Consider the following 25,648-nt stretch of genomic DNA (forward strand, 5'->3'; position numbering starts at 1 on the left):
GACAACTTGCCTCGGCCTTCGCGAAGGAAGGTCTTCGCCCCCGAGGTCGGACATCAACCGCGGATCGAGCGGGCGCACCCGCGGCCGCGCCCGGAAGCCATGTAGTACTCCAGGTCGCGTACCGCGCACCTCGCAGCGATGTCTTCCTCCATCGACTTTCGCAGGTCGATCATCGAGATACCCGGTGCCACGGATCCGGCCGGCGACCAGAGGACGCCGGCGAGGACTACCTCGAGAGCCAATCGGTCGGCCTGATTCGCCGCGATCCGCTTCAACGCGAGACGCCACAGCGCGCGACGAGCAAGCTTGCTGCTCACAGCAGTCCATTTCCTTCCGCCTCGGCGATCGCGTCGCGGTCGCCGAGGTAGCTGGCCTCAAGGAGTTCGGCGTCATGCCGGAGCGACTCCGCGGTACCTTCAGCGACGACCTGTCCGTGAGCCAGCACGATGCCGCGGTCAGCGATCTGGAGGGCGGCGCGCACGTGCTGCTCGACCAAGAGCACACCCATGCCGCGCTCGTTCGCGATCGTTCGTACGATCGGCAGCAGTTGCTCGACCACGATCGGCGCCAGCCCCAGGCTCATCTCGTCCAGCATGATCAACTTCGGGTCGGCGATGAGGGCGCCCGCCAGCGCGAGCATCTGCTGTTCACCGCCGGACAGAAGTCCCGCCTTCCGTCCGAGCAACGGCTTCAGAGCGGGAAAGTAGTCGAGTACCTGGGCAGTCGCGATCGTGGAGCCGCGATGGCGCCGGAGTCGAAGGTTGTCGCCAACCGTCAGGCGGTAGAACAGCCCGCGGCCTTCGGGGACGACACTGACGCCTCGTCGAGCTACCTGAAACGCCTTGCCTCCGCGTACCGGCTCGCCCAGCACCTCCAACTCGCCGGCGATCAGTGGAAGAACCCCGGCGATCGTCAGGAGCAATGTGCTCTTGCCGGCGCCGTTCGCGCCGAGGACGCACACGACCTCACCAGGCTTTAGAACGAGGTCGACGCCACGAATCACGGCGAGTCGACCGTACCCGCCTTCGAGTTGCCGAGCGTTGATCAGCTCCGTCATGGGGTCACTCCTTGCGAAGGCATGGTCGCCATCCCCTCGCCGCCGGGGCTGTCGGTGGTGCCGAGGTACGACGCGATGACTCGTGGATCGTTGCGGACCTGATCGGGTGTGCCCTGGGCGATGAGCCGGCCGAACTCGACGACATAGACGCGATCGCAGACACCCATCACAAGGTGCATGTCGTGGTCGATGAGAAGGCAGCCGACGCCTGTGGATGCGATATCTCTGAGTAGCTCCCCGAAATGCAGGCTTTCGGATGTGTCCAGGCCGGCGGCCGGCTCGTCGAGCAGCAGCGCCTTCGGCCGAAGCGCGAGCGCACGCGCGACACCGAGCGCCTTTTGCCGCCCCAACGGAAGCTCACTCGGCCGGCGATCGGCTACGTCGTCGAGCCCCATCAGAGTGATGGCGCGGCGGACATCCTCCGAGGCGGGCCTGGTCGGACGGACGAAGTCGCGGAGGAACTTCCAGGTGTCGTTGCCGATATCGTCCGCCACCTGAACGTTGCCGGCGACTGACAGGTCGTCGAAGATTTCACCGGCCTGCCAGGTCCGCACCAGACCACGCCTCACCCGCATATGCGGTGACTGAGCTGAGATGACGTCGTCCGAGAGGGTGATCTTTCCCTTGGCAGGGGTGAAGCCCGTGACAGCGTCGATGAAACTCGTCTTGCCGGCCCCGTTAGGACCGATCAACCCAACGATCTCACCTGAGCGGACCGTCACGGATACGTCGTTGACAGCCGTCAGGCCGCCGTACGCAACGGTGATCCCATCGGCCCGAAGAACCACGTCGCCGATCTCTCGCGTTCTCTTCGTTCGGTTGAGGGACGTGGGCTGAGGCGCGACCTGTACCTCGGTCTCCCGGCGCCGCGGTGCCCACTGCCGCCGGATCGCGGTGACAACCCGTCGAGTGTCGGACCGCATCTTTCCGACCAGTCCCTCGGGGTTCAGGATCACGGTCAGGATCAGCGAGGTCCCGGTCAGGAGCGCGTAGTAAGGCCCGAGATGCAGGTGCTCATCGAAGAAGACGAACACGATGCCGAGAACAGCGGAGGCTCCGGCCAGCACGGCGCCACTCACGCTGGTGATCCCGGACAGGTACGAGATGGCAAGCAGCGACAGCCCCACGAAGACGGCGAATGACACTGGGCTCAGCTGACCGCGGCTGTACCCGATGAGCGTGCCGCCAAGGCCTGCGAGAAACGATGCCAAGGCGAACGCCGTCAGTTTCACGCCTGCCACGCTGATGCCGATCGACGACGCAGCCCTCTCGTTCGACCTGACGGCCAGCATCTTTCGACCGGAGCCTGACCTCATGACGTTGCCGACCAGGACGAACGCCACGGTCACCACGATCAGCACCATGACGCCGAACTCCGCCCTGGCGATGTTCGTGCCCTCCTGGACGGACAAGTCGATACCCAGGAAGGACGGCGTGGGGATCACGTTCGCTGTCGAGTCGGCGATGTCCGGGTTGGACAAGATGAACTTCTCGACCGTGACCGCCGCCGCGAGCGTGACCACGGCTAGCTGCGCGCCGCGGATCCGTAGCGCAGGAAGGCCGACGATGCATCCCACGCCCGCGGCGAGCAGAGCAGCGAGAATCATGGAGAACGGGAACGGGAGCCCTGTCCCGATCTTGGAGAGGAAGAGTCCCGCAGTTCCGGCGAAGGCCGCCTGAGCGAGCGAGATCTGGCCGACCATCCCGGTGAGAACCACGAGCGACAGGGCGATCAACGACATCGCGAGGCTGGTGATCAACCCGAATCGGTAGGTACCGCTGAGTACCAGCATGAGAACAAGCCCGGCGAGCCCCAGAACGAGGACGTTCACCGGCTTGTTCTTGGGCAGGATCACGGCTGGGAGCGAGGACAGCACCTCGTCGCCTCGAGTCGGAATCGAGCGTCCGAACAAGAACAGGACGATCACGATCACGAGGAACGGCACCGCGTCAGAGATGCCCTGCGTCGCGAAGTCGGGCCACCAGGGCTTCGTCTTGGACAGGAACTGCAGCTCCGACTGCACCACTCCCAGAGCGAGCGCTCCGACCAGCCCCCACCAGATGGACCGCAGGCGCGCGATCAGGGCGGCGGCCAGCGCCGGTACGACCAGCAGCGAGAGGATGTCGGGGGTCAGCACGCCTGTGGCCGGGCCCGCGAGGATCATGACGAGCGCTGTGAAGACGGACGCCAGCACCCACGTCAGCATCCCGAGGCGGTACGGAGACAGTCTCGCGAAGGCCGCGGCCCTTTCGTTCTCGGCGGCCGCCTGGATCGCGAGCCCCGCGCGGGACTTGCTCGACCAGAGTGCGAGCAGCAGGCCCAGCACCACGACCACGCCGATCAACCAGAGTCGATCAAGCGGGACCTTCGCCCCGCCGATCTCGACGACACCGGTCGGCAGGAGCGGCACTCGGCTGCGCGCATCGGTGCCGAACTTGAGTCCGACCACGGACTGCAGGGTGAGCATGACACCGATGGCGCCGACGACCTTGGCGAGGACCGGCGCATTGCGCAGCGGCCGGGACACGCACAGCTCGACCAACATTCCGATCGCAGCCGCGACAAGCAGAGCAACCAGGACGCTGATCGCCATGGGAGGCGGCTCCCCCAGATCGAGCGAGGGCACCCATGGCAGGGGCAGGGTCAGTCGCCCCTTCGTCAGATCGTCGAAGACGAACAACGGAACCGTCGCCATGGCCGCCGCCGCGAAGTTGATCACGCCGGCGCCCTGGTAGGATACGATTACGCCCAGGGTGAGTGCTGCGTATACAGCGCCGACGCTGAGCCCGAGGACGACAAATAGCAGGTACTCGGTCACGGAGATGGGCTCCTGTCTTGCCTCTGAGGGGTGCCACTCGCTCGATGTCAGCCGATCAGCTCGACGGAAGGATCCCGCTGACGTCGACCGGCTGTCCGGGGAGTACCTCGCTCTTCCCCGCGTCGTTGACCTTGGTGAAGAAGAACCCCGTGCTGCATGCCGTGGTGCCCGGCCAACTCGGCTTCGAGCAGTCGTAGCCCGTGGTGCGGAAGAAGAGGCGCCCCTTGGCGGTCTTCATCGCAGACTTCACAGACGCTGCGGTGAGGTCGCCCTTCACCTGCGAGAGCAGGTCTGCGACCCAGGTCCCCGTGAGGAAACCCTGCATCGCCTGGCCCCTGTTCTCGATGCCGTCGTCCTTGGTGTAGCGCTCAAAGATGTGGATGTCAGCCTGAACGTCGTCCGGGATCGGGGCCATCGAAGCGTTGTAGATGGAGTTGCCGACGATGACATCGGTGAGTTCGGACGGCTTGAACTTGTCCGCCATCACAGCGCAGGTTCCCGCCTGGATGATGCCGCTGAACCCGAGCGACCGGAATGCGGGGACAGCCGCGATGCAGTCCGCGTCCACGCCGTAGAAGGCGATCGCGTTCGGGTCGGACGCCAGGACCGTGGCACCGAAGGACGTCCAGTCCGTCGGGCTGGAGAAGAAGAACGGCGTCACCTTGACGCCCAGCCGCTCCGCAGCCGGCACGATCACCTTGTCCATCGCGGTGTGCAGCGGAGGCACGTCCGCGAGCACCATGGCCATCGACTTGGCGCCCATCTTGGCGAGCTGGACGACACCGGCCGCGTATCCCTCTTCGTTCGAGGCGTACGCCACGTATGCGTCGCCGACCGCGGTGTTCTCCAGGGGACCGTAGGCGAAGCCGCTGGTGTCGACGATGCCTGCCTTCTGAAGGATCGGCAGTGCGGCGTCCGTGGCGTAGTCGACGCCCTGGGTCGCCATGACGACGCGCTCGCCGACGAACTTGTTGGCGCAGTTGACGGACGACTCCGGTGTCACGTCGGTCTTGCAGGTCACGACCTTCAGCGGGTGACCGTTGATGCCACCGCGCTCGGAGTTCACGTAGTCGACCGCGCTCTCGAAACCCTTGCGCATGTCGGTGAGCGACAGGGTTCCGCCTTCCAGGCCTCGGAAGCCGATCACCACGGGGTCGAGGCTCGGGTCAGCAGACTTCGCGTCCGCCGGAGCTGACTCCGACGCGCCGCCGGCCTTGGGCGCGTCGGTGTTGTCACTTCCGCACGCACTGAGCGTTGCCGCTGCCAGCAGGCCCGCGGCGATGAGGGGGAGTGTGGTTTTTGCACGGATCACAGAAGTCTCCTAGATCAACTAGGTACGCCGGCACGCCGCGTCTCGGGTGGACAGGGATCACGGTTGGCCTCGCACCGGCGGGCAGTGAGAAGGACCATAGCCCCTCTGTGACGTTCGCAACAGATCTGCCGCCGTTAAATTTGAAGGCGATTTGTTTTTCCCCGCACGTCAGACAGTGGTACGCATCAGCCCTGGACACGAGGGGCGAATCAGAGCGGATGTGGCTCTTCCTGAGGGACCGGGTTGATCAGGCGGTGACGTCGTGTTCGGCCTGGTCGGGGGTCTGGTGCACTCGACTCGAGCGAGGTGGAAGCGCCGGCAGGTGTCGAAGTCGCCGATTGCGATCAGAGCTCGGAGTTCGAGGATGGCTTCGACTGCGGGGAGACCCCAGCGGGTGCCGGTGATGTCGCGGCGGTCGCCGATGAGGGGCGGCAGGCTCCTTCGATGACGCCGGTGGCGATCGGCCGGCCGGCCGCCGGCGCCACGTCGTAGCGCGGGAACTCGGCGTTGCCGGTCAGGTATCGGAGCCAGGGGTCCACACCGCCGCGCCGGTCACCGGCCAGGCCGTTCCCGGTGGCCTGGGCGTCGATGGCATCCGCGACGTGGTCGAGGTGACCGGCCGGCACGGCGAATGAGCATGGGCGGCGACCCGGTCTTCGGCGGCCGAGTCACCGGCGCGGTGTACTGGCCGGTACCAGCCGATCACGCGAGGACGCGGCCGTCGCGGGATCGGCGAGCCCACCAAGCAGATACTCAAGGGTGTTCGTCGAGGCTGCGAATGCAGTCGGTCATCGTGGTCGTGTCGTACGGTTCGGCCACCTGCGCGACCACCACAGGCCCGGAGCATCCTTGATTCAAATTCGCTTGGGAGCCTCCAGCGCCGGGTCGACCAGGGTGCCGCCCGCGGCCTCGTAGTTGACGAACGGGTTGAGCACGCCGTGCCTCGCGCCCGTGTTGACGTCCCGCCAGATCTGCCCGAGGCGGCTCGAGTTCGCGAACGCACTGGCCCCGCCGAGGTACATGAGATCGTCCACCGCCGTGGTCACCATGCGCGCAGCCTGCGCGACGTTCGCCGCCAGCACCCCAAGGCGTGCGGGAGGCAGCAGAGCGGCGCTCTCGGCAGCCTCGTCGACGACGCGCGCCGTCTCTGCCACATGGAGTCGCGCCGATTCGACCCGAAGCGCACACTCCCCCAAGACCGCACGGAACGTCTCCGAGTCGGCCTGGCTGGCGTGCCGGCTCATCACGACGGCACGATTGACCGACCCCTTCGCAACCGCCTGGCATGCGGCCTCACCCAAGCCGACCAGCACCGAGCCGACCAGAACGGCGGAGGCAGGAAGTGGCGCGTAGCGCGTGTACACCGGCGCGTCCGAATCGTTGCACTGCTCGGTGCCCATCACGGTTCCGAAGGGCGCTGTCATGTGCTCGGGAACGAAGAGCTCATCGGTCACGATCGTGTGACTGCCCGACCCCCGCATGCCGATCGTGTCCCAGGTCACCTCGACCCGAACAGCGGAAGCGGGGACGATCACCAACCGCTCGGCATTGCCGAGCATCGCCCAGTCATCGTGAAGGATGCCCGAGGCGAATCCCCATCGACCGGTCAGAAGGTAGCCCCCGTCCACCGGCTTGAGCGTGGCCGCCGGCGACAGGACCTGAGCGAAGCGAGCCGACGCCTTCGCACCGAACGTCTCCTGCTGCGCCTCCTCCGGGAAGCGGCCGACGTACGAGTTGGACCCGTTGACGATCATGACGACCCACGCCGCCGAACCGCAGTGTCGAGCGACGGCCCTGATCACCTGGCCGGCCGTCTGGACATCGACACCGAGACCGCCGAACCTCGCAGGCGTCAGCATGGAGAAGAGCTCGGCCTGCCCAAGCGCTTCGATGACTTCAGGGGCCAGCCGACTCTCCCGGATCGCGTACGCCGTTCCGGCCGCGAGGACGTCGGCAATGCGCTCAACGCGGCTTACGAGAAGGTCAGCGCTTCCTGAGCGCTGCACCGGCGGCTCAAGTGTGGTGGACATCGACGACTCCCTCTCCTGGCTACTTGGGGGCAAGCGATCGTTCGACCGACCGCAGCATCGCGTTTGCATTATGACCGTAAGGAAAGAGCTATATCTAGACATCGGGACGAACTCGTCGCTACCGGACGTCAGGCGCCCGTGCCGACTTCATACTGTCTCTCTTGCGATCGTCACGGTTACGCTAGTCACATCAGTAGCCACCCAACGAGGGAGACACCCGATGAGCACGTCCCGATCCGCGAGCGAGATCGCCCAGATCCTGCGCCACCTCGGAGACCCGGGATCGGATCCTGACCCTCAGGCCTTCGACGAACTGCTGGCGGATGACATCCGATGGCAGCTGATGGGCAGCGGTCTCGAGTACGCGCGGACCTACTCGGGAAAGGCCGAGCTGTACGGCGAGTACATGGGCAAGCTGCAGGCACGCCTTGACCACTCGCGCTCGCGCACGTCCACGGTCGAGGTGATGGCCGACGACGGCCAAGGCATGGTCACGGTCCACAACTCTGACGACCTGGTGCTCGCCGACGGCAAGGCCCTCAAGGTCGAGGTGGCGCTCCTCATGAAGGTCACCGACGGCAAGGTGACCGAGGTGCGCGAGTTCATGGACTTGCGGCCGGTCGAGGCCGCGTTCGGCGCCTCGCTCGCCTAGACGATCGAGTCTGAGGGATCGCCTGCGGAAACAGGGCGAGGGCGTTCAAGATCCGTTGTACGACAGACCTGAACGCCCTCGCGACCGCGCTCTGCGTGAAGATCGACGACGCCGAGGACATGGCCGGGTCCGGCACCCTGACGTCCCAGCGCCGGTATCGCACCTACCCTCAGTGACGCCGAGTTTCGCTTGTCGGGGCGGCCCCGGCGCCGCCCCGACAAGCATGACGACCGACACGGTCGCCGGCTCGAACTACTTCGGCCAATCCGCCGGAGCGGGGTTGGTGCCGATGAGCGGCAAGAGCTCCGCCGCGATGACGTCCCCGGGGATTCCCTGGAAGTCTGACACCCCATAGCGCAGCAGCAGTTCGTGCGCCTTGATGAAGGCCTGCTCGGCTCCCGCGGGCGACCAACCGCTGACGAAGATCGTCTCCTCGCCCGTGGGGTTCCAGAACGTGTGCACGACTCCGCGAGGGATGAAGACGAAGTCCCGCGGACCGTAGACCTTCCGCTTGGTGTCACCCAGGAGGCCTAGTTCGCCTTGAACCACGTAGAAGAGTTCATCGTGCCCCGGGTGCCAGTGTGCGGGCGGCCCCTCGCCGTTCGGTGCGATGCGGTACTCCAAGAAGGAGGCAAGTCCGCGCGTGTGCGACCCGTCGACCAGGACATTGATGAAGTCGCCCTCCGGAGGCGTCGGGATGGCCCCCTCACCGGGCGTCCGCACGATGACACCGTCGGACAGAATGCCGTCTACGTGCCCCCAACCGTCCTGCTTATCGGACATGGCACTCCTAACTCGAGACTATGACCGTTTCGTGTCGTTCGACATGGAGACACTATATGACTCGGTAGCAGATTGGTGCGCTCTCCTCTCGGTCGTCACGTTGCGGCTATATTGCGGGCATGACAGCCGGAGAGCACAAGACAGAACAGGGTGTCGCCGTCGAGGTGCGGTCGGGCCGTCGCCTCGTGCGCGGCCGACGCCAAGGCGGAGTCGATGCCTACCGCGGTATCCCGTACGCCGCCCCCCCGGTGGGGAGCCGACGGTTCGCGCCCGCGGCCCCGATTCCAGACGACCATGACGACGTCGACCGGACCGTCGACGCCACGATGGCGTCCCCCTCGTTCCCACAGCCACCGAGCCGCGTCGAGCGGCTGATGGGGCGCCCGTCCGGGACCTATGACGAGGCACGTTCACTGACCCTCAACATTTGGACGCCGACCGGCGCCACGAACCGCCCCGTTCTCTTCTGGCTTCATGGTGGCGCGTCTGTCAGTGGCTCAGCGTCGTGGGATTGGTACGACGGCGCTCGACTCGCCGCCACCGGGGACATCGTCGTGGTCACCGCCAACTATCGCCTGGGTGCTTTGGGGTACCTGGACCTTCGCGACCTGGAATCGGGCAGCGAATCGTGCGCGAATGCGGGCCTCAGCGATCAGATGACCGCGCTTGAGTGGGTCGCGGCGAACATCGCGTCCTTCGGCGGCGATCCCTCCGCGATCACGGTGGGCGGTCAGTCGGCAGGAGCCGAGTCCGCCGTCCTGCTCGCCGGCTCCTCTCGCACCGGTCGCCTGGTTCGGCGCCTCTTTCTTCAGAGCGGCGGTTCGCACGGTTGGGTGCAGCCGCCACAGCAGTCGGAATCGTTGGCCGCGGAGTACCTGGCCGTCCTCGGTGAGAGCGTTGACCATCCCGTTCGCCTCGACTCGCTCAGGTCATTGCCGGTCGACGCTCTCCTGGACGCTCAGGTCGAGTTCCTGCGCCGGCGCGCTCTCGCCGGCGACGTCAATCCTCCGTTCGGAGTGGCGGGGGCAGTGGACGTGCCCACCGGCGGCACGAAGGCCTTCCTGCGGGCCCGCCCCGAACTCGACGTGCTGGCGGGATGGACACGCGACGAACTCCAGGGCTTCGCCCGGCTGAACCCTGCCGGCGGTTCGATCTCCGACACGGAGGTCATCTCGGCGTTGGCGCCCCGCTTCGGCGACGGCGCCCGGACGTTGCTGGAGCACTATCGATCCAGCCGGCCGGACGCCCGGCCCGCCGACCTGCTGTCGGCGATCAACGGAGACGCGGTCATGATGGCACCACTCCTCGATCTGGCGGCGGAGCGGACGAGCGCCGACGCGTCGACGTTCCTCTATCGCTTCGATTGGTCGGGGTCGGAGTTCGGTGCGTGCCACTGTGTGGATCTGCCCTTCCTGTTCGGAACCTTCGATCGGTGGATGCCCGGCGCGGCCATGCTCGGTCACGCGACCCCAGACGACCTCGGCTCTGTCGCCCAGCAGTTCATGGAGGTCGTCGGTTCCTTCGTGCGGAGCGGCGTCCCTCGCCTTCCGGGACTCGAGTGGTCATGCTGGGCCAAGGACGCCGGCGTTGCTCGCATCGGCGGTCAGGCGACGACGGTCGAGCGCGGCCTCGGCCTTCGCGAGCGCGATCTTCTTGCGTCCAGCGCTCGGCCATGACACGGAAGGACCTAGGCTCGGTCTGCCAAGGCACCATGACGGAACCTCAGACTGGAGACCTCGTATGACCCCGTCGCCAAGCTTCTCCGGAGACGAAGATGCGCTTGGAGCGGCGGTGTCCGAAGCCGCGACCTCGCGCGAGATCGCGGCCGACATCGGGGCCGAGGTCCCTCCACAGCAGTTGATCTTCAGCTTGTTCGGTCTCTACTCGCGCACCCAAGACGGCTGGCTGTCCTCGGCCGCGATCGTGCGCCTCGGGAGAGAGCTCGGGATCGAGGAGCCTCTCACCCGTTCGGCGGTCTCGCGCATGAAACGGCGCGGCTTCGTTCGGAGCAGTAAACGCGCCGGACGGGCCGGTTACGAACTCACCCCTAGTAGCGTCCGGATCATTCTCGATGGCGACAAGCATGTCTTCGGGCGCGGCCGCGCGCTCCCGGAGGACAGTTGGGTGGTCGTCGGATTCTCGGTCCCCGAACACCAGCGTGAACGCCGTCACCGGATCCGGACGGCGCTGATCCGCCTTGGCTTCGGCACCGTAAGCCCTGGCATGTGGATCGCACCCGCCCACCTCGAGCGTGAAACGCAGGCAGCCCTGCATAGCCTCGGAGTCACCGACTACGTCGACATCTTCCGCGCACAGTTCGTGGCGGTCGGCGACCCTCGAGAGAAGGTCGCGTCGTGGTGGGACCTGGACGCATTGACCGGCATGTACGCCACATTCATCGATCGATTCACGCCGGCTGATGAGCGTCATCAACCGAACGATGTCGATCCGGCCGCGGCGTTCCGCGACTACGTCCCCATGCTCGCCACCTGGAGGAGGCTGCCGTACCTCGACCCCGGCCTTCCGTTGGCGTTGCTGCCCTCCCCGTGGGCCGGTTCCATCGCGGAAGACCTCTTCTCTCGTCTGGACCAGAAGCTGCGCGGGCCGGCTGAGACGTACGCGCTCTCGATGCTCTAGGCCGAGGAAAAATTCAAAGGTGGTTCGAATTTTGATAGTCTCGATACATGAAGCTAGGACTCGGACTGGGGTACTGGGGAGCTCGACAGCCTCAGGGGCAGCGCGAACTAGTCGCCGAGGCGGAGCGTCTCGGCTTCGACTCGGTCTGGACCGGTGAAGCCTGGGGCTCGGACGCCCTGACTCCCCTCGCGTGGCTCGGCAGTGGAACCTCGACGGTCCGTCTCGGGACCGCCATTGCTCAGATGTCCGCACGGACGCCGACCGCAACGGCGATGGCGGCCATGACGATGGACCACCTGACCGGTGGACGTTTCGTGCTCGGCATCGGCGCGTCGGGGCCCCAGGTCGTCGAAGGGTGGTACGGCGCGCCGTTTCCTCGCCCGCTCGAACGGACTCGAGAGTATGTGAGCATTCTGCGGCAGACGATGCGCCGCGAGGTGGTGTCGTTCGATGGCCGGCACTACCAGTTGCCCTACCAAGGGGGCGCCGGCCTGGGAAAGGCCTTGAAGTCGACACTTCATCCGGTGAGGCCCGAGATTCCGATCCTGCTCGCGGCCGAGGGACCGAAGAACGTCGCGTTGGCCGGGGAGATCGCCGACGGCTGGCTGCCGCTGTTCTATTCGCCCTACGCGGACGACGCGTACCGCGACAGCCTTGCCCAAGGTTTTCGGGCCAGGACGGACCCATCGTCGGCTCGGGACTTCGAGGTGGTCTGTCCGGTGAGTGTCGCGATCGACAGCGACATCGAAGCCGCCGCGGACCGGCTCCGCCCACGGCTCGCCCTGTACATCGGAGGCATGGGCGCGAAGGGCGCGAACTTCCACGCGGCCGTGTTCGAACGTATGGGATACGAGGCCGAATGCGCTCACATCCAGCAGCTGTACCTGTCTGGGCACAAGGACGAAGCGACGGCGGCCGTCCCCCTCGAGCTTGTCGAGAAGGTCGCACTTGTCGGGCCGAAGGAGAAGGTCGCCGATGACCTGCAGGCTTGGTCCGCTTCCCTGGTGACGACGATGCTCATCTCTGGCGACCTGCGCGCGATGCGGACACTAGCTGAGCTCCTTCTCTGATCCGGAACATCGGGCCCCGTCGCAGATTCATCGGACAGTAACCGGGCAGTCGGCAGCGAACCCCGGCGCCAGGTGGCGCGGCAGGACTGGTGATCAGCTCAGCCGGTCAGGCTGCAGGGCCCTGTGGGGCCGGTCGTCGGGGTCCGGCCGACCGGCATGGCGAAAGTGACTCAGATCACATGAAGTGGGGCGGAAGTGGGGAAATAACCGGGGACTGATTCCCCGTTTAGCCCTGTGTCCGAGCGAAACGGGGACTTAGTCCCCGGATCGCGCTCCACTCGCCCGAGGAGTACGCCGTGCAGACCACGCCCCCCGTGCAACGCCGAGCGACCCGGCCGCGTGCCGATGCCCTGCGCAACCGGGAGCGGATCGTCACCGCCGCCCTGGAGATGTTCGTCGAGTTCGGCCCCGACGCGCCGCTCGACGAGATCGCCCGGCGGGCCGGTGTCGGCAACGCCACGGTGTACCGCCACTTCCCCGACCGTGACGCGCTCGTCCGCGAGGTCGTCTGCTCGGTCATCGACCGCACGTCCCAGATCGCCGAGCGGGCACTCGCCGAGGCCGGCGACGCCTTCGAGGCCCTGTCGCACTTCGCGCACGCGGCCGCCGACGAGCGGATCAGCGTGCTGTGCCCGATGGTCTCCAGCACGTTCAACCAGCACCATCCCGACCTGGTAGCAGCACGCGAGCGCTACGAGGGGCTTGTCGAGGAGATCACGGACCGCGCCAAGGCGGCCGGTCAACTCCGCCCCGACGTGGGTGTCGGCGACCTCATGGTGGCCGTGGCCCAGCTAAGCCGGCCTCCAGCCGGCACGGGGTGCGTGAGCGCCGGCCGCTTCGTCCATCGCCATCTGCAGCTGTTCCTGGACGGGCTGCGGGCCCCGGCCCGCTCCGAACTGCCGGGCACGGCCGTGACCATGGAGGAGTTGCGCCGCCCCTGAACGATTAGCCGGTTCCCGGGCTCCATCAGTCCGTAGCCGTCGACGGCGGGCCCTCCGCGCCATCGGCAGATCTTCCTGTCGACCGCAGGCCTTCCGCACCGGCCACTGGCCTTCTCCGGCCGTCACCGTCGACGGGCCGTACCTTTCGACACCCTTTTTCACTCCTTTTCCGTAACGAAGTCCCTAAGTGGGTATCTCCATGTCTGAAACAGCCCGAAGCGCCCCCGGCGCTCCCGCTCTCGACCCACGCCGCTGGCGGGCGCTCGTCTTCATCGCGCTCGCCCAGCTGACGATCGTCCTCGACTCCACCATCGTGAACATCGCGCTCCCCTCCGCCCAGCAGGACCTGGGGATATCGGACGGCGACCGCCAGTGGGTGGTGACGGCCTACGCCCTCGCCTTCGGTGGTCTCCTGCTCTTCGGCGGCCGACTGGCCGACCTGTGGGGCCGCAAGCGCGCCTTCGTCCTCGGCCTGGTCGGCTTCGCCCTGGCCTCCGCGATCGGCGGCGCGGCGCAGAGCGGGGCGGTGATGTTCGGTGCCCGCGCCCTCCAGGGTGTCTTCGGCGCCCTGCTCGCCCCCGCCGCGCTCTCGCTGCTCGCCGTCATGTTCACGGACGCCAAGGAGCGTGCCAAGGCCTTCGGCATCTACGGCGCGATCGCCGGTGGCGGCGGCGCCGTCGGCCTGATCCTCGGCGGCTTCCTCACCGAGTATCTGGACTGGCGCTGGACGTTCTACGTCAACATCCCGTTCGCCGGCGTAGCCGCGGTCGGCGCCTACTTCGCCATCCGTGAGCCGGAGGGCGGCACCAACCGCTCGCCGCTCGACATCCCGGGCGTCGTCCTCTCCACCCTCGGCCTGGTCTCGCTCGTCTACGGCTTCACGCGCGCCGAGTCCGAGGGCTGGAGCGACTCCCTGACGATCGGCCTGTTCGTCGCCTCGGTGGTCCTGCTCGTGGCCTTCGTGCTCACCGAGTCCAAGGTCAAGGCACCGCTGCTGCCACTGCGCGTGATCATCGACCGCAACCGGGGCGGTGTCTTTCTCTCCCTCGGCCTCTCGGTCATCGCGATGTTCGGCACGTTCCTGTTCCTGACCTACTACCTGCAGGTCGTGAAGGGCTACTCGCCGGTCATGACCGGCTTCGCCTTCCTGCCGATGATCGTCGGCATGATCATCGGCTCCACCCAGATCGGCACCCGGCTGATGACCCGCCTCCCGGCGCGGCTGCTGATGGGTCCCGGCTTCCTGGTCGCCGCGGTCGGCATGTTCCTGTTCTCCCAGCTGGAGATCGGTTCGTCGTACGCGGCTCTGGTGCTGCCGGCGCTGCTGCTGCTCGGCCTCGGCATCGGTACGGCGTTCATGCCGGCCATGTCCCTGGCCACCTTCGGCGTACAGCCGCGCGACGCCGGTGTCGCCTCCGCGATGGTCAACACCTCGCAGCAGGTGGCCGGTGCGGTCGGTACGGCCCTGCTGAACACGATCGCGGCCTCGGCGACCACGTCCTACCTCAGGGACCACATCGCCACCGCGGCGACCAAGCCCCAGCAGCTGGTCCAGCTGCAGGGCATGGTGCACGGCTACGCGAGCGCGACCTGGTTCGGTGTCGGCATCATCGTGCTCGCCGCGATCGTCGCCGTGACCTTCGTCAACGCCGGCCGCCCGGGCGAAGGCGTCGAGGACGGCGAGGTTCCGGTTCCGGTGGTCGCCCACTGACCGTAGGTGCGGTCGGCGCATGAAGGCAGGGCCTCTTGGTAGCTCGGGGTCGTCGAAGCCGACGAGCAGTTCCAGGAGGCCCTGTTGCCGCCGGGCGGTCGGCCGGGAGGGCCACTGCCACCCGCGTGGTGCCGGCGCAGTGCGCTACGTGGTCGACAACGGTGTCACGCAGGCCGACCTGCCTGCGGATTTCCCGCCGTACCGGCGGATGCATGCCTTCGCCCGCCGCCGGCAGGTGACAGGGATCGGGACGCGACAGGGCCCTACCTGCGCTCCTCTGCGTCCCGCCGGAGCTGACGTTTGAGGATCTTGCCGATCGGCGAAACGGGGAGCGAGCGAACAACCTCGAACGATCGCGGCGCCTTGTACCTGGCGATCTGAGCGCTGCAATGCTCGCGCAGTTCATCGAGAGTGACGCCGGCGCCGTCGTTGAGAACCAAGACGGCATGGACTCGTTCGCCCCACTCAGAGTCTGGAACGCCGACGACGGCACACTCGTGGACAGCGGGGTGGGTCGCCAGGACCTTCTCGACCTCCGTGCTGTAGACGTTCTCACCCCCGCTGACGATCATGTCCTTCAGACGGTCGACCACATACAGATACCCGGCGCCATCCAGGTAACCGACGTCACCCGTGTGCATCCAGCCATTGCGTAGAGCCGCGGCGGTCTCCTCCGGCCGCCGCCAGTAACCGGTCATCATGTTCGCGCCGCGGACCACGATCTCGCCGACGGCACCGGTCGGCAACTCCTCGTCGTCCGGGTCGACGACTCTCACCTCGGCATGCATCGCGGCTTTGCCGGCTGAGCGGAGTCGTTCCGGGTGCGATGGGTCTCGGTGGTCCGCGGGTCCCAGGATCGTGGCGATCGGCCCCAGCTCGGTCATCCCGTACCGCTGACTCAACGCGACGGCGGGAAGCACTCGGGCCGCCTGCGCGAGAACGGCTTCGCTGATCGGCCCTCCACCGTAGGCGAGTGACCGGAGGGAGGGCAGACGCCGGCCCGTGGACTCCAGGTGATCGAGGACGCGCCGCACGACGGTAGGCACAAGCGTCGTCGACGAAATCTCGAACTCGCGAAGTACATCGACGAGTTCCGCCGACGTGTAGCGTCCGATCACGACGTGCGTGGAGCCGACGGCGACCTGGGTGTAGAGCGCGCCGAGTGCGGCCATGTGGTACAGCGGCCCCGCGTGAAGGAACCGATGCGGACCCGCATCCGCACCGAGGGTCGCGATCGTTCCCAACGATGACGTCGCGATCTGGCCATGCGTCAGCATGACGCCCTTCGGCGCTCCCGTCGTGCCACCCGTGTAGACGAGGGCCGCCAAGCGATCCGCGGGCCCGCGCCGGTCCTCGACAGGTTCGGACGAGTCGATCAACTGCTCATGATCCGTGACGCGCTCGGTCGGTGCACCACAGCCCTGCACCACCAGCCGCATCCGCGGACGAGCCGCTTGGAGTTCAGCCGCTGTCTCTCGGTGTTCGGCGTCGACGACGAGGACGTCGATCTCCGCGTCCCGCAACTGGTACAGCACTTCCTGCCGGCTCCAACGCAGGTTCACGGGGCTGAGCACCAAGCCTGCCCACGGAACGGCCAGGGCAAGCTCGACGAAGAGGGTGGAGTTCTCGCTCAGGACGCCGATCCGGTCGCCGTCCTGAGCTCCATGCCGACGGAGGCCACCGGCCAGTCGGGCGACGCGGGACACCAGGTCGGTGAACGTCCACGAGCGGTCCCGACTCACGAGCGCGGTTTCCTGCGGCTCGGCTTGGAGCGAGCGATGCAGTCCCTGGGTCAGATACACGGCGACCCTTCATCGAGGGCCACATCGGCAGTGGCGGCAATGGTCGTGGTGCCATCGGCCAGTGCCACCTTCAGCTCCACGGTGGCCACTCCGTCTTCGATCGAAATCACCTGCCCGGTCACCGTCGGCCTCGCGTGCACCGGCGAGATCGAAGTGAATCTCGCTCGGAGACGCAGGATCCGGTGTTGGGGGACCCACTGCGTCAGACATCTCCCGACAAACGCCATGGAAAGCATGCCCTGCGCGAAGACATCGCGGTGCCCGGCCGCCCTTGCGACGTCGATATCGATGTGGATCGGGTTGTGGTCGTTCGATGCTCCGGCGAACAGGGCAAGGACGGTCCTGGTCAGGACCGGAGCCTCAAGCGCCGGGAGGATCTGGCCGACGAAAGGCCCGGCACCGGCCGCGTTCACGAGGAGGTCCCGGCACGAAGGATCAGCGTGTTCTCGAGCTCCGCCACGACGTGGTCCTGTCGGGTCACGGTCGTGCGACGAACGACGAACTGCAAAGCCCCGTCCTTCTTGGTGTAGTAGTCAACGATCCGCGGTGCGAAACAGAGCAGCTCACCTGCGAAGACCGGCCGGTGATAGGTGAAGCTCTGTTCGCCGTGCAGTGCCTGCGACAAGTTCGCACCGACCACCTCGAGCACGCGGTAGGGCTCGGGCCGTTTGAGCTCGAGGGAGAACAGGAACGTCGGAGGCACCAGCAGGTCGGGATAGCCGGCTGCCGTCGAGGCCGAGACGTCGAAGTAGACCGGGTCGGTCTCGCCGACGACCTTCGCGAAGAACTGCAACTGACCTCGCTCGGCCGCGATGCTGAACGCCGGGAGCCGGGTGCCGAGAACGGTCTCGCGAGCGGTCACGACTGCGTACCGGTCCTTTGACGCTGCGCGTCGATCGAGGACACGAACGGCGGAGGACCGGCGGGCAGGTGTGCCAGTGCTTCGGCGAGTTCTTCGACGGTCCAGCGGCGGTCAAGGTCGAACGACTCTTCCTCGAACCAGCTCCGCTGCAGGCCGACGTGTCCGCCGATCACCGTGAAGACCTGCCCCGACAGCGAACAGCCTGGGGAAGCGAGGTAGGCGACCAGTGGTGAGACGTTCTCGGGTGCCCACTGGTCGAAACCGCCGGCTTCCTCGGTGACCGCCTCACCGAAACCGGGCGCCGCCAAGGTCAGCCGGGTGCGGGCGACCGGAGCGATCGCGTTGACCCGGACGCCGTACCGCTCAAGCTCACGAGCGGCCACCAGCGTCATGATCGCGATCCCGCCCTTCGCGGCCGCGTAGTTCAGCTGACCCGGGTTTCCCCGCAGACCGGACGGCGAGGAGGTGTTGATCACTGAGGCCGCGACCTGCTCTCCCGACTTGGATCGCTCTCGCCAGTACGCGGCCGCGTGACGCAGCGGGCAGAAGTGCCCCTTCAGATGGACGTCCATGACCGAGTCCCACTCGGACTCGGTCATGTTCACGATGGTGCGGTCTCGGAGGATCCCCGCGTTGTTCACGAGGATGTCCAGGCCGCCATAGGTGTCGACGGCCAGCCGAACCATCTCGCCGGCGGACTCCCAATCGGAAACGCTCCCGATGTGCGCGACCGCGCGTCCGCCGTTCGCCTGAATCTCGGCCACGACGTCGTGCGCGGGCGTCTCTGCCGCGGATGCGCCATCCGGGCCGGCACCGTTGTCGTTCACCACGACACTGGCGCCGAGACGCGAGAGCAGAAGGGCGTGCTCCCTTCCCAGCCCGCGGCCTCCGCCCGTGACGATGGCGGTCTTTCCGGTCAGTGCTCCCATGCTCTCCCCTGAGATCGCGGGCCGCGAGCAGACGCGGCGACAGGCGGCGACAGACGCCGCGAGGGACGGTCGCGAAGCTCGCTCGACCGCGCCGCGCACGCTACCTACGGCGCAGCGCAAATGTCAACGATCGTTAACGATCCGCGATGAACAATAGGATCGACACCCGCGTGCCAACCACCCACCGACAGGAAGTCGACCCAGTTGACGAGCGAAGCAGACACGTTCGACGGCGGCGAACAGCGCGAGGCGACGAAGCGCCGGGACCGCCGCGGTCAGGTCGTGACCGCCGCGGCGAGCCTCTTTCGTCAACGGGGATATGCCCAGGTCAGCATCGACGACATCGGCGCAGCCGTGGGTTTCAGCGGTCCAGCCGTCTACCGTTACTTCCCCGGCAAGCATCACCTTCTGGAAGCGGTCGCAGGTTCGTATCTCGACGTCTTCGCCCAGCGCCGGCAGGAAGGCGCCGACGGGCGTCCCTTGGACGCCGTGTCGGCCTTGGTCACAGCGGGTTTGCGGACGCCGGACGCGCTGGTCGTGTACAGCCGGCAGGCTCACCACCTGCCCGAGGAGGGCCTGACAAGACTGAGGCGCCGCCGGACGGAGCTCGGACTCGACTCGACCGACCTCATCCCGGCGGCCGGGTTCACTTCTCAGGAGTCGGGGGGCGACGCCGATCTTCGTTCGCGATGCGTCGCGGGAGCCGTGACCCATGCCGCACTCGCCCGGCCAGGCACGTTACCGCTCAAGACCCGCCTGCTGACCGACGTCGTAGGCGCACTGAAAGCCGCTCCCCTCGCCTCCCATAACCCCACATTCGATCAAAACCGCCTGCCGGAGAGCCCCCGCTTCGTCCACATCACCCGGCGCGAAGCGGTGCTCGCGGCCGCGACCGAACTCATGGCCGAGCGGGGCTTCGTCGCCGTCTCCCTCGCGGACATCGGATCGCGAGTCGGAATCACCGCCTCGGCGGTGACGAGGCACTTCGACGGCAAAGAAGCCCTTCTCGCCGCCGTCGTGAACCGCGTTGGCGAGCAGATCTCCGCCGGACTGGCAGCCGCGTTACGCGACTCGCAGGATGCCCGTCACGCGGTCCGGCGCATCGTCGAGATGTACGCCTCACTGGCGGTCGTGCATCGCGACGTCGTCGTCATTCAGACGACCGAGTCCGCATCACTGCCGCAATCCCATCAGCTGGAGCGACGCAGACGCCAACGCATGTACGTCGACGAGCTGGCTCGCCTCATCGGTCTCGCCGCGCCACACCGTTCGGCGGTCGAGTGCCGGCTACGCGCCGGGATGGTCTTCGCCCTGACCAACGAAGCGGCGATCAGTCCCGCCATCGCTCGGCGAGACGGGGTCGCGGAGGACCTGACGACGCTCGGCCTGGCCGCCGCAGGCGCGTGAGCCTGCCGCGAGGGATTCACATCCGGCCAAGATGTTGACGAGTACTAACTGAGGGGTACTCTGGTCCCACGATTCAATGGAACTTTGAATTTGGAGGATCCGTGCGCGGACCGTGGGGTATCTCGAGTTACGGCACATACGTGCCCTACTGGCGGCTATCCCGCGAGACGATCTCGTCCGCGCTCGGATCGCCGCGGCGTGGCGGCGTGCGCACCGTGGCCGGATATGACGAGGACACGACGACCATGGCGGTCGAGGCGGCGCGGCGGGCCGGCCCCGGCGCCGGTACCAGCCATCTCTACGACGGCGTCCTCCTGGCGACCACGATGCCTGTGTACGCCGACAAGACCAACGCGACGACGGTCCACGCTGCGCTCGGAATGCGTCCGGACGCGCACGCCGGGGACGCCAACGGGGCGGTCCGGTCCGGCGTCGCCGCACTCCTCGGCGGAATCCAAAGGCCGGGGACGACGCTCGTCGCCCTCTCCGATCTCCGGCTGGGGCCGAGCGGAAGTGTCGACGAGGCGGAAGGCGGCGACGGCGCCGCGGCCTTCGTCGTCGGCGACGGGTCAGCGATTCCACTGGTCGCCGAACTGATCGGCTACGGGTCGGCTTCGCGCGAGTTCCTGGATCGCTGGCGGGCGCCGGGTGAGAAGTGGTCGTCGTCCTGGGAAGAGCGATTCGGCGAGGACGTGTACGCGGCCCTCGGCCGGCAGTCGATCGACAGCGCACTCAAGGCGGCCGGGATCGCGGCGGCGGATATCGACCGGTTCGCGATCGTCGGCCTCTCCGGACGAGCAGCGAAGAGAGTCGCCAAGGACGCCGGAGTCACGCCCGACTCGGCGACGGCGGACCTCATGTCCCAGATCGGGAACTGCGGCACCGCACAGCCTGGGCTCGCGCTTTCAGCCATGCTCGACACCGCCGGACCAGGCGAGATCCTCGCGGTCACGCTGCTTGCCGACGGCTCTGACACCCTCCTGTTCCGCACCACGGAGGCGCTCGGGCCTCGCGTCGGTCGCGACTCGCTGGCCACGCAGATCAGCGGGCCGTCTGGCGACGTCTCCTACGCCGACTTCCTGACTTGGCGCGGGCTGCTGCAGCGGCAACAGCCGCGACGCCCTGATCCGGATCGAGCTGTGGCACCCGCCTCGAACCGACAGCTCGAGTGGAAGTTCGGGTTCTCATGCAGTGAGTGCCAGGCGTGCGGGGTGCGCCATATGCCACCGCAGCGGGTGTGCATGTCGTGTGGAACCGTGGATCAGATGCGGTCAGTGCGCCTTGCCGACACACCGGGTCGAATCGCCACCTACACCGTCGACTATCTCGCCTACTCACCCGCTCCGCCCGTGATCGGCGCCGTGCTCGACTTCGATGGGGGCGGCCGGTTTCAGTGCGAGCTGACAGACCTCGACGCGGATTCGCTGGCGGTTGGACAGCGCGTGGAGATGACGTTCCGTCACATATCTGACGCAAACGGAATTCGCAATTACTTCTGGAAGGCTCGACCGACTCGGGAGGAGCAGCAGGCATGACGTCACACGGGATCAAGGATCGGGTCGCGATCGTCGGCATGGGGTGCACGAGGTTTGCTGAGCATTGGGACTCATCGACCTCCGACCTCGTGGTCGACGCAGCCGGCCAGGCCTTCGAGTCCGCCGGCATCACCAAGTCCGAGGTGGATGCGTTCTGGCTCGGGACAATGAACTCCGGCTTCTCCGGAATGACTCTGTCGTCGGCGCTCAAGCTCGACTACAAGCCCGTGACGCGAGTCGAGAACTTCTGCGCGACCGGGTCAGAGGCCTTCCGCAACGCCTGCTACGCGGTGGCGTCGGGCGCCTACGACATCGTCATGGCACTCGGGGTGGAGAAGCTGAAGGACTCGGGATACTCGGGACTGACCCGGGCCAACCCGCCGTCTGACGGCACCTCCACCACGCTGACGGCCCCGGCCCGGTTCTCGATGCTGGCGCCCGCCTACTCAGCGAAGTACGGGGTTCCGCGAGAAGCCTTCAAGCAGGCCATGACACGGGTCGCGTGGAAGAACCACGCCAATGGCGCTCGCAACCCAAGAGCTCAGTATCGCGCGGTGGTGCCGGAGGAGAAGATCACAGCCGCCCCGCGCGTCGCTGGTGACCTGGGTGTCTTCGACTGCTCCGGAGTCAGCGACGGCGCGGCGGCGGCTCTCATCGTCCGTGCCGAGGATGCGTACAAGTACACCGACAACCCGCTGTTCGTCAAGGCGCTGGCGTTCGCGGCGGGCCCGGGCACCGGTCCGATCGATCCCGACTACGACTACACGACGTTCGAGGAGGTCGTCCGCTCCGCGCAGGACGCCTACAAGCAGGCGGGCATCGAAGACCCGTTGGCCGAGCTGATGATGGCCGAGGTCCACGACTGCTTCACGCCGACAGAGCTGGTGCTCATGGAGGACCTCGGCTTCTCGCAGCGTGGTCAGGTCTGCGGCGACACCATGGCCGGCAGGTACACGCTCAGCGGCGAGCTGCCGGTGAACCCGGACGGCGGCCTCAAGAGCTTCGGCCACCCGATCGGCGCCTCGGGTCTGCGCATGCTGTTCGAGTGCTGGCTGCAACTGCGAGGCGAGGCACCTGAGGACCGTCAGATCAAGCCGAAGGGACGGCGATACGGGCTCACTCAGAACCTCGGGGGGAGCCCGGGCGACTGTGTCTCCTTCGTCGCGATCGTCGGTGCCGAGCGTGGCTGAGCACAGCGGGCAGGCGCCGTCCCGGCGCGTGTACGACGAGGAGCACGAGGCGTTTCGAGAACTCGTGAGTCGACTTGTCGTACACGACGTCGTGCCTGAGTATGACACCTGGGAGCAGGAGGGTTCGGTACCCCTTTCCTTCTATCGCCGTCTGGGCGAGTTGGGAATCCTGGGCATTCAGGTGCCGCAGGAGTGGGGCGGCTCCGGCATTTCCAGCATGAAATACAGCGCCGTCTTGGCCGAGGAGACCGCTCGGCACGGCGTGGTCCTGGGCGCGCTGCGCGTGCACGTCGACATCGTGCTCCCCTACCTGCTCCGCTATGCGAACGAAGCACAGCTCGCTCGGATCATGCCAGGGTTCGTCAGCGGCGACACGATGACCGCGATAGCGATCACCGAGCCTGACACCGGTTCCGACGTCGCCGGCATCCGGACCACGGCCAAGCGGGTCGGCGACCACTACGTTCTCAACGGTTCCAAGACGTTCATCACCGGCGGCGCCAACGCCGGCTTGGTCCTCGTGGTCTGCCGGACCGCGCCGCCGAAGGAAGACGACAAGCGGTACGGGCTCTCCATTCTGATGGTGGACTCGTCGGCTCCAGGATTCTCGGTGGGCAGGAAGCTTCAGAAGATCGGGCTCCGCGCGCAGGACACCGCCGAACTCTTCTTCAACGATGTTCGCGTCCCCGCCGAGAACCTGCTCGGCGCGGAGAACGAGGCGTTCGGCTACCTGGCTCACAACCTCGCCAAGGAGCGGCTTTCGATCGCGTTCGGCGCCTACGCCGCCGCGGCGGCCGCGATCGAGATGGCCAAGAGCTACACCTCCTCACGAGACGTCTTCGGGACGCCGCTCTCGGGCTTCCAGAACACGAAGTTCACACTCGCCGAATGTCACACCGAGACGATGGCCGCGCAAGCATTGATCGATCGCTGCCTGGAACTCGATGACGCCGGAAGGCTGACGGCGGTCGATGCCGCGATCGCGAAGCTGTTCTGCACCGAGGTCCAGGGCCGTGTCGTCGACAAGTGTCTTCAGCTGCACGGCGGCTACGGCTATGTCCTCGACTACCCCATCGCGCGCCTCTACGCGGACGCCCGCGTGACCCGCATCTATGGCGGCACGAGCGAAGTACTGAAGTCGATCATCAGCAAATCGCTCTGAACCCAGCTCCACCTCAAGGACGGGACATGTCAGAACCCACACGCCGAACCGTTGCGGACGCCCTCGCGGATGCTCTCGTTCGCCACGGCGTCGAACTCATCTTCGGGCAGAGCAACCCGACCGCGCTCATGCTCGCCGCCGAACGCCGCGGGATTCGGCAGGTTCTCTACCGGACGGAGAACGCCGGAGGGGTCATGGCCGACGGCTACGCCCGCACGTCACGAAAGATCGGGGTTCTCGCGCTGCAGAACGGCCCGGCGGCGGCCTTGGCGGTAGCCCCGATGGCCGAGGCGATGAAGGCTTCGGTGCCGATGCTGGTGCTCGTCCAAGAGGTGCCGGCGTCGAACCGGGATCGCAACGCCTTCCAGGAGCTGGATCACGCGGCGCTCTTCACCGAGGTGTCGAAGTGGACACGACGGATCGACGATCCTGCGCGGGTCGACGACTATGTCGATCTCGCGATCGTCGCTGCCACGTCAGGCCGTGCCGGGCCGGTCGTGCTGCTCTTGCCACGTGATGTGCTTCAGCTGGAGGCGGGCGAGGCGACCCTGCCGAGGACGCACCGGCTCGGCGGTTTCCCGCTCGATCGCCCGCGTCCGGACGCCGACGCCGTCGCACGGGCGGCAGAGCTTCTCGCCGGCGCTGAGTCGCCTCTCATCATGGCCGGCGGAGGCGTGCACCTGTCGGGCGCCGAGGGCGCGCTTGCCGGTCTGGTCCAGGTCGCGCACCTGCCGGTCGCCACGACCAATATGGGCAAGGGGGCCGTGGATGAGACCGCCCCGCTCTCGCTCGGCGTCGCGGCGAACCTCGCCGGCAAGGCGGGTCCGACTCGGCGCAACCTGTCGCTCCTGGAGGAAGCCGACGTCGTCCTTCTCGTCGGTACGCGGACGAACGAGAACGGCACTGACAAGTGGGGTCTGACGTCTCGAACCGCCACCTACATTCACATCGACGTCGACGGGTTCGAGATCGGGAGGAACTACGAGGCCGTTCGCCTGGTCGGTGACGCGCGCGCGGCCCTGGAGGATCTCACGGCGGCACTCACGGTCCGGGACCTGAGCAAGCGACTCTCGCGGCGAGATGGTCTCATCGCGCGGATCGCACGTGGCCGAGCCGAACGCGGCGCCGACGTCGCCTCGCTGATCAGCGCCGAGCAGAGCCCCATCAGACCAGAGCGCCTTGTGACGGAGCTCGACCGTCTGCTGTCGCCGGATGACATCGTGGCCTGCGACGCCAGCTACTCCGCCATCTGGATGTCGTCGTACCTGACATCTCGTGCGCCCGGTCAGCGGTTTCTCACGCCGCGTGGGCTCGCCGGCTTGGGCTGGGGTATGCCGCTGGCGCTCGGCGCGAAGCTCGCACGACCGGACGCCCGGGTCGTCGCGCTGGTCGGAGACGGTGGGTTCGCCCACGTCTGGTCTGAGCTGGAGACCGCGGTGCGCGCACGCATCCCGGTCGTCGTCATCGTCCTGAACAACGGAGAGTTGGCATACCAGCGGCACGCCGAGAATCTCCTTTTCGGTAGCACGACCAGTGCGATCGAGTTCATGCCGGTAGCCCACGCGGCCATCGCTCGCGCTGCCGGTGCGGTAGGAATGGACCTCCGCGAACCGGCGGACATCCGCCCCACGCTCGAGACCGCGCTCGAGACGCGTGTGCCCGTCGTCATCGATGCGATCGTCGACCCCACTGCTTTCGGCCCGGCGCGGATCTTCGATGGCAAGGAGGAGGTCATCAACGCTCGCTAGG

General features: G+C 67.0%; 21 protein-coding genes and 1 pseudogene. 11 read left to right on the top strand and 11 right to left on the bottom strand.

The window, feature by feature from the left end:
- Positions 1 to 53: 53 nt before the first annotated feature.
- The 6 genes and pseudogenes from AB0H21_RS25550 to AB0H21_RS25575 form a co-directional block, all read right to left on the bottom strand.
- On the bottom strand, positions 54 to 317 hold the full coding sequence (locus AB0H21_RS25550; protein WP_358521011.1) for a hypothetical protein: 264 nt from the start codon (positions 315 to 317) through the stop codon (positions 54 to 56).
- Positions 314 to 1,057 carry an ABC transporter ATP-binding protein gene (locus AB0H21_RS25555; RefSeq protein WP_358521013.1) on the bottom strand — a complete coding sequence of 248 codons (744 nt, stop codon included), beginning with the start codon at positions 1,055 to 1,057 and terminating at the stop codon, positions 314 to 316. The genes AB0H21_RS25550 and AB0H21_RS25555 overlap by 4 nt, the downstream gene beginning before the upstream one ends.
- Positions 1,054 to 3,876 (bottom strand): ATP-binding cassette domain-containing protein, encoded by a 2,823-nt coding sequence (locus tag AB0H21_RS25560; protein WP_358521016.1) that lies wholly within the window; start codon positions 3,874 to 3,876, stop codon positions 1,054 to 1,056. Before AB0H21_RS25560 ends, AB0H21_RS25555 begins: the two co-directional genes overlap by 4 nt.
- A 55-nt stretch (positions 3,877 to 3,931) precedes the next feature.
- The gene (locus tag AB0H21_RS25565) at positions 3,932 to 5,188 is read right to left on the bottom strand and encodes an ABC transporter substrate-binding protein (protein WP_358521019.1); all 1,257 of its coding nucleotides are present in this window, start codon (positions 5,186 to 5,188) and stop codon (positions 3,932 to 3,934) included.
- A 168-nt stretch (positions 5,189 to 5,356) separates the two neighbouring features.
- Positions 5,357 to 5,661: pseudogene (locus AB0H21_RS25570) on the bottom strand (hypothetical protein); the annotation flags it as partial.
- A gap of 381 nt (positions 5,662 to 6,042) precedes the next feature.
- Positions 6,043 to 7,218 carry an acyl-CoA dehydrogenase family protein gene (locus tag AB0H21_RS25575; protein ID WP_358521022.1) on the bottom strand — a complete coding sequence of 392 codons (1,176 nt, stop codon included), beginning with the start codon at positions 7,216 to 7,218 and terminating at the stop codon, positions 6,043 to 6,045.
- Between the two features lie 220 nt (positions 7,219 to 7,438).
- On the opposite strand from AB0H21_RS25575, the gene AB0H21_RS25580 reads away from it, so the two are divergent.
- Positions 7,439 to 7,870, top strand: coding sequence for a nuclear transport factor 2 family protein (locus AB0H21_RS25580; RefSeq protein WP_358521023.1), 432 nt, complete (start codon positions 7,439 to 7,441; stop codon positions 7,868 to 7,870).
- 252 nt (positions 7,871 to 8,122) lie between these two features.
- Here AB0H21_RS25580 and AB0H21_RS25585 read toward each other — a convergent pair whose 3' ends face one another.
- Entirely contained in the window at positions 8,123 to 8,653 is a 531-nt protein-coding gene (locus AB0H21_RS25585) for a cupin domain-containing protein (protein ID WP_358521026.1), read from the bottom strand.
- A gap of 119 nt (positions 8,654 to 8,772) precedes the next feature.
- Between AB0H21_RS25585 and AB0H21_RS25590 the strand changes: the two genes are divergently transcribed.
- The 5 genes from AB0H21_RS25590 to AB0H21_RS25610 all read left to right on the top strand — a co-directional run bounded on the left by AB0H21_RS25590 (position 8,773) and on the right by AB0H21_RS25610 (position 15,012).
- Positions 8,773 to 10,329, top strand: a complete 1,557-nt coding sequence (locus AB0H21_RS25590) for a carboxylesterase family protein (RefSeq protein WP_358521028.1) — start codon at positions 8,773 to 8,775, stop codon at positions 10,327 to 10,329.
- A gap of 64 nt (positions 10,330 to 10,393) precedes the next feature.
- The gene (locus tag AB0H21_RS25595; protein ID WP_358521031.1) at positions 10,394 to 11,290 is read left to right on the top strand and encodes a PaaX family transcriptional regulator C-terminal domain-containing protein; all 897 of its coding nucleotides are present in this window, start codon (positions 10,394 to 10,396) and stop codon (positions 11,288 to 11,290) included.
- A gap of 47 nt (positions 11,291 to 11,337) precedes the next feature.
- Positions 11,338 to 12,360, top strand: a complete 1,023-nt coding sequence (locus AB0H21_RS25600) for an LLM class F420-dependent oxidoreductase (RefSeq protein WP_358521034.1) — start codon at positions 11,338 to 11,340, stop codon at positions 12,358 to 12,360.
- Between the two features lie 296 nt (positions 12,361 to 12,656).
- Positions 12,657 to 13,301, top strand: coding sequence for a helix-turn-helix domain-containing protein (locus tag AB0H21_RS25605; protein ID WP_358521036.1), 645 nt, complete (start codon positions 12,657 to 12,659; stop codon positions 13,299 to 13,301).
- A gap of 199 nt (positions 13,302 to 13,500) precedes the next feature.
- Positions 13,501 to 15,012, top strand: a complete 1,512-nt coding sequence (locus tag AB0H21_RS25610; RefSeq protein ID WP_358521038.1) for an MFS transporter — start codon at positions 13,501 to 13,503, stop codon at positions 15,010 to 15,012.
- Positions 15,013 to 15,275: 263 nt separating this feature from the next.
- On the opposite strand, the gene AB0H21_RS25615 is transcribed toward AB0H21_RS25610, so the two are convergent.
- Genes AB0H21_RS25615 through AB0H21_RS25630 form a run of 4 tightly spaced genes read right to left on the bottom strand, consistent with a single transcriptional unit; the run spans position 15,276 to position 18,605 of the window.
- Entirely contained in the window at positions 15,276 to 16,814 is a 1,539-nt protein-coding gene (locus tag AB0H21_RS25615) for a long-chain-fatty-acid--CoA ligase (RefSeq protein ID WP_358521041.1), read from the bottom strand.
- Positions 16,805 to 17,227, bottom strand: coding sequence for a MaoC/PaaZ C-terminal domain-containing protein (locus AB0H21_RS25620; protein ID WP_358521043.1), 423 nt, complete (start codon positions 17,225 to 17,227; stop codon positions 16,805 to 16,807). The genes AB0H21_RS25615 and AB0H21_RS25620 overlap by 10 nt, the downstream gene beginning before the upstream one ends.
- Positions 17,224 to 17,676, bottom strand: coding sequence for a MaoC family dehydratase N-terminal domain-containing protein (locus AB0H21_RS25625; RefSeq protein WP_358521045.1), 453 nt, complete (start codon positions 17,674 to 17,676; stop codon positions 17,224 to 17,226). Before AB0H21_RS25625 ends, AB0H21_RS25620 begins: the two co-directional genes overlap by 4 nt.
- Positions 17,673 to 18,605, bottom strand: a complete 933-nt coding sequence (locus AB0H21_RS25630; RefSeq protein WP_358521048.1) for an SDR family oxidoreductase — start codon at positions 18,603 to 18,605, stop codon at positions 17,673 to 17,675. Before AB0H21_RS25630 ends, AB0H21_RS25625 begins: the two co-directional genes overlap by 4 nt.
- Before the next feature lie 204 nt (positions 18,606 to 18,809).
- Here AB0H21_RS25630 and AB0H21_RS25635 point away from each other — a divergent pair, with 204 nt between their 5' ends.
- The 5 genes from AB0H21_RS25635 (at position 18,810) to AB0H21_RS25655 (ending at position 25,647) form a co-directional block, all read left to right on the top strand.
- On the top strand, positions 18,810 to 20,012 hold the full coding sequence (locus AB0H21_RS25635) for a helix-turn-helix domain-containing protein (protein WP_358521050.1): 1,203 nt from the start codon (positions 18,810 to 18,812) through the stop codon (positions 20,010 to 20,012).
- Between the two features lie 140 nt (positions 20,013 to 20,152).
- Positions 20,153 to 21,547: an OB-fold domain-containing protein gene (locus AB0H21_RS25640; protein WP_358521052.1), complete on the top strand. Its 1,395-nt coding sequence runs from the start codon at positions 20,153 to 20,155 to the stop codon at positions 21,545 to 21,547.
- Entirely contained in the window at positions 21,544 to 22,737 is a 1,194-nt protein-coding gene (locus AB0H21_RS25645) for an acetyl-CoA acetyltransferase (RefSeq protein WP_358521054.1), read from the top strand. Before AB0H21_RS25640 ends, AB0H21_RS25645 begins: the two co-directional genes overlap by 4 nt.
- Positions 22,730 to 23,899, top strand: a complete 1,170-nt coding sequence (locus tag AB0H21_RS25650; protein ID WP_358521055.1) for an acyl-CoA dehydrogenase family protein — start codon at positions 22,730 to 22,732, stop codon at positions 23,897 to 23,899. The genes AB0H21_RS25645 and AB0H21_RS25650 overlap by 8 nt, the downstream gene beginning before the upstream one ends.
- 26 nt (positions 23,900 to 23,925) lie before the next feature.
- Complete coding sequence (locus AB0H21_RS25655) at positions 23,926 to 25,647, top strand: acetolactate synthase catalytic subunit (RefSeq protein ID WP_358521058.1); 1,722 nt, start codon at positions 23,926 to 23,928, stop codon at positions 25,645 to 25,647.
- The last annotated feature ends 1 nt before the right edge of the window (position 25,648 follow it).

It is taken from the genome of Sphaerisporangium sp. NPDC051011 (genome assembly GCF_040653595.1).
In the GTDB taxonomy this organism is placed as follows: Bacteria; Actinomycetota; Actinomycetes; order Streptosporangiales; family Streptosporangiaceae; genus Sphaerisporangium.

What these genes read in the sequence shown, in the direction of transcription:
- AB0H21_RS25610 (WP_358521038.1), top strand. Translation starts at nt 13,501, where the DNA reads ATGTCTGAAACAGCCCGAAGCGCCCCCGGCGCTCCCGCTCTCGACCCA.
- AB0H21_RS25580 (WP_358521023.1), top strand. Translation starts at nt 7,439, where the DNA reads ATGAGCACGTCCCGATCCGCGAGCGAGATCGCCCAGATCCTGCGCCAC.
- AB0H21_RS25585 (WP_358521026.1), bottom strand. Translation starts at nt 8,653, where the DNA reads ATGTCCGATAAGCAGGACGGTTGGGGGCACGTAGACGGCATTCTGTCC.
- AB0H21_RS25630 (WP_358521048.1), bottom strand. Translation starts at nt 18,605, where the DNA reads ATGGGAGCACTGACCGGAAAGACCGCCATCGTCACGGGCGGAGGCCGC.
- AB0H21_RS25555 (WP_358521013.1), bottom strand. Translation starts at nt 1,057, where the DNA reads ATGACGGAGCTGATCAACGCTCGGCAACTCGAAGGCGGGTACGGTCGA.
- AB0H21_RS25590 (WP_358521028.1), top strand. Translation starts at nt 8,773, where the DNA reads ATGACAGCCGGAGAGCACAAGACAGAACAGGGTGTCGCCGTCGAGGTG.
- AB0H21_RS25595 (WP_358521031.1), top strand. Translation starts at nt 10,394, where the DNA reads ATGACCCCGTCGCCAAGCTTCTCCGGAGACGAAGATGCGCTTGGAGCG.
- AB0H21_RS25600 (WP_358521034.1), top strand. Translation starts at nt 11,338, where the DNA reads ATGAAGCTAGGACTCGGACTGGGGTACTGGGGAGCTCGACAGCCTCAG.
- AB0H21_RS25645 (WP_358521054.1), top strand. Translation starts at nt 21,544, where the DNA reads ATGACGTCACACGGGATCAAGGATCGGGTCGCGATCGTCGGCATGGGG.
- AB0H21_RS25655 (WP_358521058.1), top strand. Translation starts at nt 23,926, where the DNA reads ATGTCAGAACCCACACGCCGAACCGTTGCGGACGCCCTCGCGGATGCT.
- AB0H21_RS25575 (WP_358521022.1), bottom strand. Translation starts at nt 7,218, where the DNA reads ATGTCCACCACACTTGAGCCGCCGGTGCAGCGCTCAGGAAGCGCTGAC.